This window comes from Rathayibacter sp. AY2B7 (genome assembly GCF_002931635.1).
Taxonomy (GTDB): domain Bacteria; phylum Actinomycetota; class Actinomycetes; order Actinomycetales; family Microbacteriaceae; genus Rathayibacter.
Window position 1 is genome coordinate 1 of the sequence record NZ_PSUC01000096.1, and the last position, 14754, is coordinate 14754.

A 14754-nucleotide genomic window follows, 5' to 3' on the forward strand; every position below is an offset into this window, starting at 1 on the left:
ACGACCTCGAGGAACTCCTCCCGCGTCAGAGCCATGACGTCGTCGGCCCAGCCGTTGTCCTCCGGGAGCCCCGAGCAGTTGCTGAGGAGCATCCTGACCGTCACGGGCAGCGGCCGGCCCGCGGTGTCGAGCGGGTCGGTGAACTCCGGCACGTGGTCGGCGACGCGGTCGTCGAGGCGGAGCAGCCCGCGGTCGCGCAGGATCAGCACCGCCACCGCCTCGAAGCTCTTCGACATGGAGGCGATGCGGTGCACGGTCCCGGGCCCGGGAGCGTCGCCGTCGAGGCGGTGCTCCCCGCGGCCGTGGTGGACGAGCAGCCCGCTGCGGTCGAACAGGGCCCAGCTCACCGAGGGGGCCGGCGGCGCCTCCTCGTCGAACCACCGGGCCAGCCGGTCCTGGAGCGGCGGGGAGAGGAGCGTCGGCCGAGGGAGCGTCATCCCCTCATCCTCCCGCACCCCGCACAGGCCGCCGCGGTCCCGCCGGTCCCCGCGGCAGGACCCCGCCCGCGCGCAGCCACTCCGGGCGGCTCCGCTCGACCGCGTCCAGGACGTCCTCCTGCGTGCGCTCGCCGATCTCCGCGGCGACGATGATCCGGTCGTCGACGGGAGCGGAGGGGCCCGCCGTGCATCCGGCGAGCATCCCGATCAGCAGCACTCCCCCGGCGATGCGCGCCCCCTCGGACCCGTCCGCTCACCGTCGAGCGTCGCGGCGACGGCCGCTCCCGCGGGCGGACGGGTCCCGTCGAGAGCCCGGAGCGACCGCCGGCACCTGCGAGCCGGACGAGCAACTTCTCAGGTCCTCTTGCGTGTCGCAGGCGCGGAACCTAGTTTTGTCGAACCGGTTCGAAGCACTGTTGCTCCGACCCCGGACCGACGCCCGCCGTCGTCCGGCCGGCTGTCCCCACAGAAAGTGACCAGCGTGACAACGATGTCCTCCCCGAGGCGCGGCACCCGCTCCCTCGCCCTCGCGCTGAGTGCCGCGACACTCGCCGCCCTCGCCGTCGCTCTCCCGAGCGCCGAGTCCGCCTCCGCGGCCGACACCTCCGTCCCCGCCGACGCGCTCATCCTCCAGTACGACTTCGAGCAGGGGCAGGTGTCCGGATCCACGGTCGCCGACCTCTCGTCGAAGAAGCTCGACGGCACCGTCGTCAACAGCGCGAGAGCGACGTACGTCGCGGGTCGGAAGGCCGGTACGACCGCGATCGACCTTCCCGGGGGCGCGGCGGACTCGACCTCCGCGCCGTACCTGACCGTGCCGAACGGGCTCTTCCAGGGCGTGACGCAGACCACCGTCTCCGCCTGGACGAAGTGGTCCGGCACCGGAGGCTTCCAGTGGCTGTGGTGCCTGGGCATCAGCCCCGACGCCGCGTCGGCCTTCGCTCCGTCGTTCGACGGTGGCAGCGCCCGCGCGATCATCAAGCAGCTGAAGGACGGCGGCGAGACCGGGGTCTCCAGCTCTTCGCCGCTGCAGAAGGACCAGTGGGTCAACGTCGCCGCGACGATGGACGGCACGACCGTGACCCTGTACCTCAACGGTCTGCAGGTCGCGACGGCTCCCGCCTCCGTCGACCTCGCGAAGCAGCTCTACTCCGCCTCCGCCTCCAAGAGCGGCAACATCGGCCGGGCGCTCTGGAACGTGCACCCCTACTTCGACGGAGCGATCGACGACTTCCGCGTCTACGACCGGGCTCTGACCGCCGCTCAGGTCCGGGGTCTGGCGGGGGACGCCGCGCCGGCCGTCACCGGCGTTCTCTCGACGAGCGTCGCGGTCACCACCGGCATCGGCGTCGCGCCGGCCCTGCCGGGGGTCCCCGCCACCTACTCCGACGGCGTGAACCGCGACGCCCCGGTCACCTGGGAGAGCGTCCCCGCCTCCGCGTACGCGAAGCGCGGCACCTTCACCGTGAAGGGCACCGTCACCGGCCTCGGCACCGCGGTCACGGCGACCGTCACGGTGCGCGCCCTCGACGAGATGACCATCGACCTCGGCACGAGCACCGGGGAGTTCATGGGCGGCGCGTCCGGCACCCTCTACGGGGTCTACGGCGAGGGCCTCCCCTCCGACAACCTCCTCGAGGGGATCGACCTGCGCACGGTCTCGACCAAGGCGCAGGACGGGCCGCAGCATCCGGGCGCGGACGCGCTGAGCGTCGCGAAGGCCGTCGCCGACACCTCGGACGGCGACACCTACATCTACATGACGGACATCTACCGCGGCTTCCCCTACGAGTGGCCGGGCAGCACTCCCCAGGAGAAGCTGGCCGACTACCAGGCGAAGATCGCCACGCAGGTCGACCAGGTGCTCGCGCTCCCCGAGGAGTACCAGGACAACATCGTGTTCGTGCCGTTCAACGAGCCCGAGGGCAACATGTTCGGCAACGGGAAGTGGAGCTACGACGGGAAGAGCTGGCTGGAGGACCCGACCGCGTTCTTCGCGGCCTGGGACAGCACCTACGCGCTGATCCGCGACCGGATGCCCGACGCCCGCATCGCCGGACCGAACACGAGCGTCCTCTACGACCAGGTCCGCGGGTTCATGACCCACACGCTCGAGCAGGACACCGTCCCCGACGTGATGACCTGGCACGAGCTGAGCGCCCCGGGTGAGATCCGCACCAACGTCGACCGCTTCCGGGCCTGGGAGGCCGAGCTGTACGCGGGCACGTCCTACGCCGGGAAGCACCTGGCGGTGAACCTCAACGAGTACGCCTTCAAATACCACACCTCCGTGCCCGGCCAGATGGTCCAGTGGATCAGCGCGCTCGAGGACAAGAAGGTCGACGGCGACATCGCCTACTGGAACATCGACGGCAACCTCTCCGACTCCGCGGTGCAGGCCAACCGCGCCAACGGCCAGTGGTGGCTCCTCAACGCCTACGCCTCGATGACCGGCGACACCGTCGCGATCACGCCGCCCAAGCCCGGCCAGAGCTACACCCTCCAGGGCGTCGCGACCCTCGACACCGCGGCCAAGCAGGCGAGAGCCCTCTTCGGAGGCGTCGGCGGCTCGCAGAAGGTCGCGTTCGAGCGCATCCCGGCCGCCACCTTCGGCTCGAAGGTCCACGTGGAGGTCAGCGAGATCCGCTGGACCGGCCAGGTCGGCGACTCGGGAGCCCCGCAGACGGTGAAGGAGTTCGACGCGTCCGTCGTGGACGGCGCCCTCTCGCTCGACTTCGGCGGATCCCTCCCCGCACTCGACGTCGACTCCGCCTACGAGGTCGTCCTGACCCCGGGCGCCAACGCGTCGTCGCCGTCCGCCTCGCCCGTCGACTTCCGCCAGAAGTACGAGGCCGAGGACGCCCGCTACACCGGATCGCGGAATCTCAACGGACCCGAGGGCTCGCCGACCAACGTCGGCGGCTTCTACACCTCGGGCGGACGCAACGTCGGCGGGATCCGCACCGGCGGCGACCTGAAGCTCGACTTCGCGGTCACCGTCCCGAAGGACGGCGAGTACGACCTCAGCGTCTTCGCCAACTCCCTCAACACCTACGCCGCCAACGCCCAGCAGGGTCCGATCAACGCGTTCCTGAGCGTCGACGGCGCTGCGGAGCAGGAGATCCTCCTTCCGCTGGCCTACAAGTTCGTGGTCTGGGACCACGCGGACACGAAGGTGAAGCTGACCGCCGGCACCCACACGATCTCGCTCGCCGCGAAGAACCTCGCCGGCACGAAGTCGACCGTGGGCGACGCGATCGTCGACAAGATCGAGCTCTCCCTCCCCAGCGCGGCCGCCGCGACCTCGATCCATGAGGCCGAGACCGGCACGCTCGAGAACGGAGCGACGGCCGACTACTCCCGCGCCGGCGTCTCCGGCTCGGGCACGGCGACGCTCACCAGCGGCGCCTCCACCACCGTCTGGGGCTACTCCGCGAAGGACGCGCCGTCCTCCGTGACGGTGGACACCCTGGGCGGCGGCACCGGCGACCTCTACGTGAACGATGTGAAGGTCGGGCCGGTGGGCGCGAGCTCGACCCGTCAGGTCTTCCTCTCGGGCGGCGTGAACAAGATGGAGGTCGTCGGCACGAGCGGCACGCTCCTCGTCGATCGGATCGTCATCGGAGCGAGCGCGAACCCGCCCGCGACGACGAGCTATGAGGCGGAGGCGGCCACGATCACCGGCCCCGCCACGGTCCGCGACCTGTCCTTCGCGTCGGGCGGCAAGGCCGTCGGGAACATCGGGGGCGGACGCGACGGCGACTCGACCCTGACCTTCGGCGACGTGAAGGCCGAGCAGGACGGGACCTACTCACTCACGCTGCGCTACTCCAACGAGCAGCACTCCCCCGCGACGCACTACAACCCCGACCCGCTCGCCCCCCACGCGTACATCACGGTCAACGGAGTGACGCACCGCGTCCTCTTCCCGCACACGTTCCACCAGAACCAGCTGTGGGACCTGAGCGTGCCGGTCACGCTCAGGAAGGGCTCGAACACCATCGCGATCACCTCGAAGGAGCTCCCGGGCTTCGACGGGACGACCTACCTCTCCGACACCTTCCCCGGCGTCCTGCTCACCTCGCAGTACGCGCCCAACATCGACAGGATCTCGGTCACGCCCTTCGTCGGGCGGACCACGGGCCTGACGGTGAGCGGCACGGCGGCCTCGCGCTGCACCGCGGGGAAGGTCACGATCACGGGGACGGCGACCAACACCAGCGCGGTCGCCGCTGACATCACGATCGGCTCGGCCTGGGGCACGAAGACCTTCACCGGGGTCGCTCCCGGCAAGACGGTCTCGGCCGCCTTCAGCACCCGCGCTGCGAGCGTCGGAGCCGGCGCTCTCGACGTGCGGATCGCGGGGACGGTCGACGGCGCTGCGGCGAGCGGATCCACGGCACCGGCCTACGGTGCGGCGCGCTGCGGCTGATCCGTCCAGAACGCCCTGACGCGGCCGGGCACCTCGTGTGCCCGGTCGCGTCGGCGTGTCGTCGGGACCGTACGGACCGCGACGGGGACGAGCGCGCCGTGGACGAGCAGAGCGCCGGAGCCGCAGCTTGCGGGCCTCGGGCCGCGGACGCGGCGCCCGATTTGCGGGCGCCGCGCCACACTGCCACCCTCGACACGGTTCGAGCGGGGGTGGAGATGGCCACGATCGGAGACGTCGCGAAAGCGGCAGGGGTCTCGCGCAGCACGGTGTCGTACGTCCTCTCCGGCAAGCGCAGCATCTCCCCCGAGACGCGCAAGCGCATCGAGGACGCGATCGCCGAGCTCGACTTCACGGTCAACGCCGGAGCACGGGCGCTCGCGACGCGCCGCACCATGGCGCTCGGCCTGCTCGTCCACTTCGACCCGGACGAGTTCGCGCCCGCGATGGTCGAGTACGTGCTCCCCATCACGGCCCGCGCCCGCGAGCTCGGCTACGACGTGCTGCTGGCCACCGAGGCCGACGGGGCGGCTGCCGTCCGCCGGCTCACGCGCTCCGGTCAGGTCGATGGACTGATCCTCCTGAGCGTGGCGGACGACGACGACCGGCTGCCCGTCCTGCGCGCCTCGCGGCGGCCCGGTGCCGCCCTCGGCGTGCCCGCGGACGCCTCCGGGGTGGACGTCTTCGACCTCGACTTCGGCGACGCGGCCCGCCTGCTGATCGAGCACCTGGGCGCCCTCGGGCATCGGAGCATCGGTCTCGTCACCCCTCCTGAGCGCGTCTTCGACCGCGGAGGGACCTACGGGCTCCGGTTCCGCGAGTCGGCTCTCGAGACCGCCGGTCGGCTCGGGATCGAGCTGGTGCTGCGCCCGGCCGCCACCGCCGCCGACGCCGTCGAGCCGATGGTCACGGCGTTCCTCGACGACAACCCCGGTCTCACGGCGCTGGTCGTCCACAGCGACCGGACCATCGCGATGCTTCCCGCGATCCTGGGCCGACGCTCTGTCGCCGTGCCCGGGCAGCTGTCCGTCGTGAGCCTGTACTCGGCCGAGTTCGCCCGCGACTTCTCGCTCCCCTACAGCTACGTCGAGACGGGTGCCGCCGAGCTCGGCGCGCACCTGGTCGACACGCTCGTCGAGCGGATCGAGCAGCCGTCCCGCGGCGAGCAGCCGTCGATCCGCCTCCTGCCCGCGCGTCTCGTCGACCGCGGGAGCGCCCGCGCGGTCTGAGGACCGCTCCGGAGCCCCCGAGGCCCGGTCAGAATCGCGAGGCGACCTCGTAGAGGACCTCGTCGTCGCCCGCGTAGACGCCGTCGCGCCGCGGCCAGTGCGCGATCACGTCCGTGAAGCCGAGCTCCTCCGCCCGGCCGGCCATGTCCTCGAACCGGGCGACGCTCTCGAGGGAGTAGTCGCTCCCGGAGTCGAGCGAGAGGTGGCGCTCGACGGTGCGCGGGTCGCGCCCGGCCGCCTCGAGCGCCGCGTCGAGCCGACGGGAGAGGGACGCGACCGCCCGCCACCACTCCTCGCTCGACACTCCCTCCGGGCCGGTGGTGACCCAGCCCTGCCCGCGCTCGGCGACGAGGGCGAGGCCCTTCGGCCCGTTCGCGGCGAGGACGATCGGGACGCGGGGGCGCTGCACCGGCTCCCCCACCATGCGCGCCGAGCGGGCGGTGAACCACTCCCCCTCGAGGTCCACGCCGCCCGAGCCGGGCTCCTCGAAGCGCAGCAGCGCGTCGAGTGCGGTGACGAACTCGGTGAAGCGCTCGTGCCGCTGCCGGGGCGAGTACTCGGGCTGCCCGAGCACGCGGGCGTCGAAGCCCGTGCCGCCCGAGCCGACCCCGAGGATCGTCCGACCGCCCGAGATCTCGTCCAGGGTCGCGATCTCCTTCGCGAACGGCACCGGGTGGCGGAAGTTCGGGGAGGCCACGAACGTGCCCAGGCGGAGCGTCTCGGTCACCATCGCGGCAGCGGTGAGGGTGGGGACGGTCGCCTGCCACGGCTGGTCGGCGAGGGAGCGCCAGGAGAGGTGGTCGTAGGTCCACGCGTGGTCGAAGCCCAGGCCCTCGGCCGACTGCCACTTCCGGCGGGCCTCGGCCCACGGGTCCTGCGGGAGGATGACGATGCCGTGTCGCATCGTCCGAGTGTACGAGCGCCGTCGGTCAGAGCGCGGCGGGCGGCACCGGGGGCGGATCGGGCACCTCGTCCACGACCGAGCGCGGGACCATCTGGGTCGGCGTCCGCACGCGCAGGCGCAGCGGTTCCCGCTCCGACGCGCCGAGCAGCTCGCGGGCGGCGCTCCGCACCTGCCGAACCAGCGCCGGGTGCACGGCCCCCGGATCCTCGAACGCGGCGACCAGCTCGCGCAGCACTCGGGTGGTGCTCCGCGGGTCGCCCTCCTGCCTGGGCATCGGATCGGCCCCTCACTCTCGGCACGGCCGTCATGTTCCCGGCGGTGCAGCGGATGTGTCGCGCCGACGGTAGGGCCGGCGACGGCGCCGTGGCACTGAGGTCGACAACGGGAGGACCCGGCGCATCGCCGTGCGCGGGGTGCGATGCGGGCGAGCGCGGTCCTGGCGGGGATCGACGGCCACCGCCGGGAGAGCTGGCTTCCACGATCGCGCCCGTCCGGTCGCGGCTACTCTCGGGGCGTGATCACGACGACGGAGCGGGTGGACGACTGGATCGAGGGCTGGTGCCGTGCACGCGGCGCTGGTTCGGCAGGTGCGGAGCGCCGCCCGCGAGCTGCTCGGCGCGTCGGAGCGGGAACCGCTGCGCCTGCGCGTGCGGACGCCGACCCAGATGGTCCCGCGCTCGGTCGTGGACGAGGTGCCCGATCCGCCCCCGGTGCCGCCCGCCGCGCTCTGACCGACGGCGCTCGTACACTCGGACGATGCGACACGGCATCGTCATCCTCCCGCAGGACCCGTGGGCCGAGGCCCGCCGGAAGTGGCAGTCGGCCGAGGGCCTGGGCTTCGACCACGCGTGGACCTACGACCACCTCTCCTGGCGCTCCCTCGCCGACCAGCCGTGGCAGGCGACCGTCCCCACCCTCACCGCTGCCGCGATGGTGACCGAGACGCTCCGCCTGGGCACGTTCGTGGCCTCCCCGAACTTCCGCCACCCGGTGCCGTTCGCGAAGGAGATCGCGACCCTGGACGAGATCTCGGGCGGTCGGACGATCCTCGGGGTCGGCTCGGGCGGCACGGGCTTCGACGCCCGCGTGCTCGGGCAGCCCGAGTACTCGCCCCGGCAGCGGCACGAGCGCTTCACCGAGTTCGTCACCGCACTCGACGCGCTGCTGCGCTTCGAGGAGCCCGGCTCGGGCGGCGTGGACCTCGAGGGGGAGTGGTTCACCGCCCGCTCGGCGCGCATGGTGGGGGAGCCGGTGCAGCGCCCCCGCGTCCCGATCGTCCTCGCCGCGAACGGGCCGAAGGGCCTCGCCCTCGTCGCCGAGCGCGGGCAGGGCTGGGTCACCACCGGCCCGGAGGGAGTGTCGAGCGAGGAGTGGTGGCGGGCGGTCGCGTCCCTCTCCCGTCGGCTCGACGCGGCGCTCGAGGCGGCCGGGCGCGACCCGCGCACCGTCGAGCGCCACCTCTCGCTCGACTCCGGGAGCGACTACTCCCTCGAGAGCGTCGCCCGGTTCGAGGACATGGCCGGCCGGGCGGAGGAGCTCGGCTTCACGGACGTGATCGCGCACTGGCCGCGGCGCGACGGCGTCTACGCGGGCGACGACGAGGTCCTCTACGAGGTCGCCTCGCGATTCTGACCGGGCCTCGGGGGCTCCGGAGCGGTCCTCAGACCGCGCGGGCGCTCCCGCGGTCGACGAGACGCGCGGGCAGGAGGCGGATCGACGGCTGCTCGCCGCGGGACGGCTGCTCGATCCGCTCGACGAGCGTGTCGACCAGGTGCGCGCCGAGCTCGGCGGCACCCGTCTCGACGTAGCTGTAGGGGAGCGAGAAGTCGCGGGCGAACTCGGCCGAGTACAGGCTCACGACGGACAGCTGCCCGGGCACGGCGACAGAGCGTCGGCCCAGGATCGCGGGAAGCATCGCGATGGTCCGGTCGCTGTGGACGACCAGCGCCGTGAGACCGGGGTTGTCGTCGAGGAACGCCGTGACCATCGGCTCGACGGCGTCGGCGGCGGTGGCGGCCGGGCGCAGCACCAGCTCGATCCCGAGCCGACCGGCGGTCTCGAGAGCCGACTCGCGGAACCGGAGCCCGTAGGTCCCTCCGCGGTCGAAGACGCGCTCAGGAGGGGTGACGAGACCGATGCTCCGATGCCCGAGGGCGCCCAGGTGCTCGATCAGCAGGCGGGCCGCGTCGCCGAAGTCGAGGTCGAAGACGTCCACCCCGGAGGCGTCCGCGGGCACGCCGAGGGCGGCACCGGGCCGCCGCGAGGCGCGCAGGACGGGCAGCCGGTCGTCGTCGTCCGCCACGCTCAGGAGGATCAGTCCATCGACCTGACCGGAGCGCGTGAGCCGGCGGACGGCAGCCGCCCCGTCGGCCTCGGTGGCCAGCAGCACGTCGTAGCCGAGCTCGCGGGCGCGGGCCGTGATGGGGAGCACGTACTCGACCATCGCGGGCGCGAACTCGTCCGGGTCGAAGTGGACGAGCAGGCCGAGCGCCATGGTGCGGCGCGTCGCGAGCGCCCGTGCTCCGGCGTTGACCGTGAAGTCGAGCTCGGCGATCGCGTCCTCGATGCGCTTGCGCGTCTCGGGGGAGATGCTGCGCTTGCCGGAGAGGACGTACGACACCGTGCTGCGCGAGACCCCTGCCGCTTTCGCGACGTCTCCGATCGTGGCCATCTCCACCCCCGCTCGAACCGTGTCGAGAGTGGCAGTGCGGCGCGGCGCACGCAACTCGGGCGCCGCGTCCGCGGCCCGAGGACCGGACGCTGCGGCTCCGGCGCTCTGCTCGTCCACGGCGCGCTCGTCCCCGTCGCGGTCCGTACGGTCCCGACGACACGCCGACGCGACCGGGCACACGAGGTGCCCGGCCGCGTCAGGGCGTTCTGGACGGATCAGCCGCAGCGCGCCGCACCGTAGGCCGGTGCCGTGGATCCGCTCGCCGCAGCGCCGTCGACCGTCCCCGCGATCCGCACGTCGAGAGCGCCGGCTCCGACGCTCGCAGCGCGGGTGCTGAAGGCGGCCGAGACCGTCTTGCCGGGAGCGACCCCGGTGAAGGTCTTCGTGCCCCAGGCCGAGCCGATCGTGATGTCAGCGGCGACCGCGCTGGTGTTGGTCGCCGTCCCCGTGATCGTGACCTTCCCCGCGGTGCAGCGCGAGGCCGCCGTGCCGCTCACCGTCAGGCCCGTGGTCCGCCCGACGAAGGGCGTGACCGAGATCCTGTCGATGTTGGGCGCGTACTGCGAGGTGAGCAGGACGCCGGGGAAGGTGTCGGAGAGGTAGGTCGTCCCGTCGAAGCCCGGGAGCTCCTTCGAGGTGATCGCGATGGTGTTCGAGCCCTTCCTGAGCGTGACCGGCACGCTCAGGTCCCACAGCTGGTTCTGGTGGAACGTGTGCGGGAAGAGCACGCGCTGCGTCACTCCGTTGACCGTGATGTCCGCGTGGCGGGCGAGCGGGTCGGGGTTGTAGTGCGTCGCGGGGGACTGCTCCTCGTTGGAGTAGCGCAGCGTGAGCGCGTAGGTCCCGTCCTGCTCGGCCTTCACGTCGCCGAAGGTCAGGGTCGAGTCGCCGTCGCGTCCGCCCCCGATGTTCCCGACGGCCTTGCCGCCCGACGCGAAGGACAGGTCGCGGACCGTGGCGGGGCCGGTGATCGTGGCCGCCTCCGCCTCATAGCTCGTCGTCGCGGGCGGGTTCGCGCTCGCTCCGATGACGATCCGATCGACGAGGAGCGTGCCGCTCGTGCCGACGACCTCGATCTTGTTCACGCCGCCCGAGAGGAAGACCTGACGGGTCGAGCTCGCGCCCACCGGCCCGACCTTCACATCGTTCACGTAGAGGTCGCCGGTGCCGCCGCCCAGGGTGTCCACCGTCACGGAGGACGGCGCGTCCTTCGCGGAGTAGCCCCAGACGGTGGTGGAGGCGCCGCTGGTGAGCGTCGCCGTGCCCGAGCCGGAGACGCCGGCGCGGGAGTAGTCGGCCGTCGCTCCGTTCTCGAGCGTGCCGGTCTCGGCCTCATGGATCGAGGTCGCGGCGGCCGCGCTGGGGAGGGAGAGCTCGATCTTGTCGACGATCGCGTCGCCCACGGTCGACTTCGTGCCGGCGAGGTTCTTCGCGGCGAGCGAGATCGTGTGGGTGCCGGCGGTCAGCTTCACCTTCGTGTCCGCGTGGTCCCAGACCACGAACTTGTAGGCCAGCGGAAGGAGGATCTCCTGCTCCGCAGCGCCGTCGACGCTCAGGAACGCGTTGATCGGACCCTGCTGGGCGTTGGCGGCGTAGGTGTTGAGGGAGTTGGCGAAGACGCTGAGGTCGTACTCGCCGTCCTTCGGGACGGTGACCGCGAAGTCGAGCTTCAGGTCGCCGCCGGTGCGGATCCCGCCGACGTTGCGTCCGCCCGAGGTGTAGAAGCCGCCGACGTTGGTCGGCGAGCCCTCGGGTCCGTTGAGATTCCGCGATCCGGTGTAGCGGGCGTCCTCGGCCTCGTACTTCTGGCGGAAGTCGACGGGCGAGGCGGACGGCGACGACGCGTTGGCGCCCGGGGTCAGGACGACCTCGTAGGCGGAGTCGACGTCGAGTGCGGGGAGGGATCCGCCGAAGTCGAGCGAGAGGGCGCCGTCCACGACGGACGCGTCGAACTCCTTCACCGTCTGCGGGGCTCCCGAGTCGCCGACCTGGCCGGTCCAGCGGATCTCGCTGACCTCCACGTGGACCTTCGAGCCGAAGGTGGCGGCCGGGATGCGCTCGAACGCGACCTTCTGCGAGCCGCCGACGCCTCCGAAGAGGGCTCTCGCCTGCTTGGCCGCGGTGTCGAGGGTCGCGACGCCCTGGAGGGTGTAGCTCTGGCCGGGCTTGGGCGGCGTGACCGCGACGGTGTCGCCGGTCATCGAGGCGTAGGCGTTGAGGAGCCACCACTGGCCGTTGGCGCGGTTGGCCTGCACCGCGGAGTCGGAGAGGTTGCCGTCGATGTTCCAGTAGGCGATGTCGCCGTCGACCTTCTTGTCCTCGAGCGCGCTGATCCACTGGACCATCTGGCCGGGCACGGAGGTGTGGTAGTTGAAGGCGTACTCGTTGAGGTTCACCGGCAGGTGCTTCCCGGCGTAGGACGTGCCCGCGTACAGCTCGTCCTCCCAGGCCCGGAAGCGGTCGACGTTGGTGCGGATCTCACCCGGGGCGCTCAGCTCGTGCCAGGTCATCACGTCGGGGACGGTGTCCTGCTCGAGCGTGTGGGTCATGAACCCGCGGACCTGGTCGTAGAGGACGCTCGTGTTCGGTCCGGCGATGCGGGCGTCGGGCATCCGGTCGCGGATCAGCGCGTAGGTGCTGTCCCAGGCCGCGAAGAACGCGGTCGGGTCCTCCAGCCAGCTCTTCCCGTCGTAGCTCCACTTCCCGTTGCCGAACATGTTGCCCTCGGGCTCGTTGAACGGCACGAACACGATGTTGTCCTGGTACTCCTCGGGGAGCGCGAGCACCTGGTCGACCTGCGTGGCGATCTTCGCCTGGTAGTCGGCCAGCTTCTCCTGGGGAGTGCTGCCCGGCCACTCGTAGGGGAAGCCGCGGTAGATGTCCGTCATGTAGATGTAGGTGTCGCCGTCCGAGGTGTCGGCGACGGCCTTCGCGACGCTCAGCGCGTCCGCGCCCGGATGCTGCGGCCCGTCCTGCGCCTTGGTCGAGACCGTGCGCAGGTCGATCCCCTCGAGGAGTTTGTCGGAGGGGACGCCCTCGCCGTAGACCCCGTAGAGGGTGCCGGACGCGCCGCCCATGAACTACCCGGTGCTCGTGCCGAGGTCGATGGTCATCTCGTCGAGGGCGCGCACCGTGACGGTCGCCGTGACCGCGGTGCCGAGGCCGGTGACGGTGCCCTTCACGGTGAAGGTGCCGCGCTTCGCGTACGCGGAGGCGGGGACGCTCTCCCAGGTGACCGGGGCGTCGCGGTTCACGCCGTCGGAGTAGGTGGCGGGGACCCCCGGCAGGGCCGGCGCGACGCCGATGCCGGTGGTGACCGCGACGCTCGTCGAGAGAACGCCGGTGACGGCCGGCGCGGCGTCCCCCGCCAGACCCCGGACCTGAGCGGCGGTCAGAGCCCGGTCGTAGACGCGGAAGTCGTCGATCGCTCCGTCGAAGTAGGGGTGCACGTTCCAGAGCGCCCGGCCGATGTTGCCGCTCTTGGAGGCGGAGGCGGAGTAGAGCTGCTTCGCGAGGTCGACGGAGGCGGGAGCCGTCGCGACCTGCAGACCGTTGAGGTACAGGGTCACGGTCGTGCCGTCCATCGTCGCGGCGACGTTGACCCACTGGTCCTTCTGCAGCGGCGAAGAGCTGGAGACCCCGGTCTCGCCGCCGTCCTTCAGCTGCTTGATGATCGCGCGGGCGCTGCCACCGTCGAACGACGGAGCGAAGGCCGACGCGGCGTCGGGGCTGATGCCCAGGCACCACAGCCACTGGAAGCCTCCGGTGCCGGACCACTTCGTCCAGGCGGAGACGGTGGTCTGCGTCACGCCCTGGAAGAGCCCGTTCGGCACGGTCAGGTACGGCGCGGAGGTCGAGCCCGCCGCGCCCCCGGGAAGGTCGATCGCGGTCGTACCGGCCTTCCGACCCGCGACGTACGTCGCTCTCGCGCTGTTGACGACGGTGCCGTCGAGCTTCTTCGACGAGAGGTCGGCGACCGTGGATCCGGACACCTGCCCCTGCTCGAAGTCGTACTGGAGGATGAGCGCGTCGGCGGGGACGGAGGTGTCGGCCGCGGAGGCGGACTCGGCGCTCGGGAGAGCGACGGCGAGGGCGGCGAGTGTCGCGGCACTCAGCGCGAGGGCGAGGGAGCGGGTGCCGCGCCTCGGGGAGGACATCGTTGTCACGCTGGTCACTTTCTGTGGGGACAGCCGGCCGGACGACGGCGGGCGTCGGTCCGGGGTCGGAGCAACAGTGCTTCGAACCGGTTCGACAAAACTAGGTTCCGCGCCTGCGACACGCAAGAGGACCTGAGAAGTTGCTCGTCCGGCTCGCAGGTGCCGGCGGTCGCTCCGGGCTCTCGACGGGACCCGTCCGCCCGCGGGAGCGGCCGTCGCCGCGACGCTCGACGGTGAGCGGACGGGTCCGAGGGGGCGCGCATCGCCGGGGGAGTGCTGCTGATCGGGATGCTCGCCGGATGCACGGCGGGCCCCTCCGCTCCCGTCGACGACCGGATCATCGTCGCCGCGGAGATCGGCGAGCGCACGCAGGAGGACGTCCTGGACGCGGTCGAGCGGAGCCGCCCGGACTGGCTGCGCCCGGACGGCGTCCTTCCGCGGCGACCCGCGGGACCGCGGCGGCCTGTGCCGCGTGCGGGAGGATGAGGGCATGACGCTCCCTCGGCCGACGCTCCTCTCCCCGCCGCTCCAGGACCGGCTGGCCCGGTGGTTCGACGAGGAGGCGCCGCCGGCCCCCTCGGTGAGCTGGGCCCTGTTCGACCGCAGCGGGCTGCTCGTCCACCACGGCCGCGGGGAGCACCGCCTCGACGGCGACGCTCCCGGGCCCGGGACCGTGCACCGCATCGCCTCCATGTCGAAGAGCTTCGAGGCGGTGGCGGTGCTGATCCTGCGCGACCGCGGGCTGCTCCGCCTCGACGACCGCGTCGCCGACCACGTGCCGGAGTTCACCGACCCGCTCGACACCGCGGGCCGGCCGCTGCCCGTGACGGTCAGGATGCTCCTCAGCAACTGCTCGGGGCTCCCGGAGGACAACGGCTGGGCCGACGACGTCATGGCTCTGACGCGGGAGGAGTTCCTCGAGGTCGT

Annotated in this window: 13 protein-coding genes; 6 read left to right on the forward strand and 7 right to left on the reverse strand. The window is 72.1% G+C overall.

Going from position 1 to position 14754, the window contains the following annotated elements:
• The coding region (locus tag C5C27_RS13840) for a serine hydrolase (protein ID WP_146079698.1) at nt 1–437 on the reverse strand (437 nt) is incomplete at its 3' end.
• Nucleotides 438–441: 4 nt separating this feature from the next.
• Nucleotides 442–654, reverse strand: a complete 213-nt coding sequence (locus C5C27_RS13845) for a hypothetical protein (protein WP_104314694.1) — start codon at nt 652–654, stop codon at nt 442–444.
• Nucleotides 655–927: 273 nt separating this feature from the next.
• Between C5C27_RS13845 and C5C27_RS13850 the strand changes: the two genes are divergently transcribed.
• Complete coding sequence (locus tag C5C27_RS13850) at nt 928–4869, forward strand: LamG-like jellyroll fold domain-containing protein (protein WP_219813178.1); 3942 nt, start codon at nt 928–930, stop codon at nt 4867–4869.
• A 215-nt stretch (nt 4870–5084) separates the two neighbouring features.
• Nucleotides 5085–6095 carry a LacI family DNA-binding transcriptional regulator gene (locus C5C27_RS13855; RefSeq protein WP_104314698.1) on the forward strand — a complete coding sequence of 337 codons (1011 nt, stop codon included), beginning with the start codon at nt 5085–5087 and terminating at the stop codon, nt 6093–6095.
• Nucleotides 6096–6123: 28 nt separating this feature from the next.
• Here the strand turns inward: C5C27_RS13855 and C5C27_RS13860 are convergent, their stop codons facing one another.
• A complete protein-coding gene (locus C5C27_RS13860) occupies nt 6124–6999 on the reverse strand; it encodes an LLM class flavin-dependent oxidoreductase (protein ID WP_104314695.1) in 876 nt (291 codons plus the stop codon).
• A gap of 25 nt (nt 7000–7024) precedes the next feature.
• Entirely contained in the window at nt 7025–7273 is a 249-nt protein-coding gene (locus C5C27_RS13865) for a hypothetical protein (protein WP_146079699.1), read from the reverse strand.
• A gap of 289 nt (nt 7274–7562) precedes the next feature.
• Between C5C27_RS13865 and C5C27_RS18130 the strand changes: the two genes are divergently transcribed.
• Together C5C27_RS18130 and C5C27_RS13870 are read left to right on the forward strand one after the other, a co-directional pair.
• Complete coding sequence (locus C5C27_RS18130; protein ID WP_181133548.1) at nt 7563–7730, forward strand: hypothetical protein; 168 nt, start codon at nt 7563–7565, stop codon at nt 7728–7730.
• Between the two features lie 25 nt (nt 7731–7755).
• A complete protein-coding gene (locus C5C27_RS13870; RefSeq protein WP_104314695.1) occupies nt 7756–8631 on the forward strand; it encodes an LLM class flavin-dependent oxidoreductase in 876 nt (291 codons plus the stop codon).
• 28 nt (nt 8632–8659) lie between these two features.
• Here C5C27_RS13870 and C5C27_RS13875 read toward each other — a convergent pair whose 3' ends face one another.
• The 3 genes from C5C27_RS13875 to C5C27_RS18405 form a co-directional block, all read right to left on the reverse strand.
• Nucleotides 8660–9670 carry a LacI family DNA-binding transcriptional regulator gene (locus C5C27_RS13875; protein ID WP_104314698.1) on the reverse strand — a complete coding sequence of 337 codons (1011 nt, stop codon included), beginning with the start codon at nt 9668–9670 and terminating at the stop codon, nt 8660–8662.
• A gap of 215 nt (nt 9671–9885) precedes the next feature.
• Entirely contained in the window at nt 9886–12747 is a 2862-nt protein-coding gene (locus C5C27_RS13880) for a cellulosome enzyme (protein ID WP_219813179.1), read from the reverse strand.
• A gap of 3 nt (nt 12748–12750) precedes the next feature.
• Nucleotides 12751–13827, reverse strand: coding sequence for a LamG-like jellyroll fold domain-containing protein (locus tag C5C27_RS18405; RefSeq protein WP_219813180.1), 1077 nt, complete (start codon nt 13825–13827; stop codon nt 12751–12753).
• 273 nt (nt 13828–14100) lie between these two features.
• Between C5C27_RS18405 and C5C27_RS18135 the strand changes: the two genes are divergently transcribed.
• Nucleotides 14101–14313 carry a hypothetical protein gene (locus C5C27_RS18135; protein WP_104314697.1) on the forward strand — a complete coding sequence of 71 codons (213 nt, stop codon included), beginning with the start codon at nt 14101–14103 and terminating at the stop codon, nt 14311–14313.
• A 4-nt stretch (nt 14314–14317) separates the two neighbouring features.
• Nucleotides 14318–14754 (forward strand): serine hydrolase (locus tag C5C27_RS13890; RefSeq protein ID WP_146079698.1); only part of this gene is annotated, 437 nt, incomplete at its 3' end.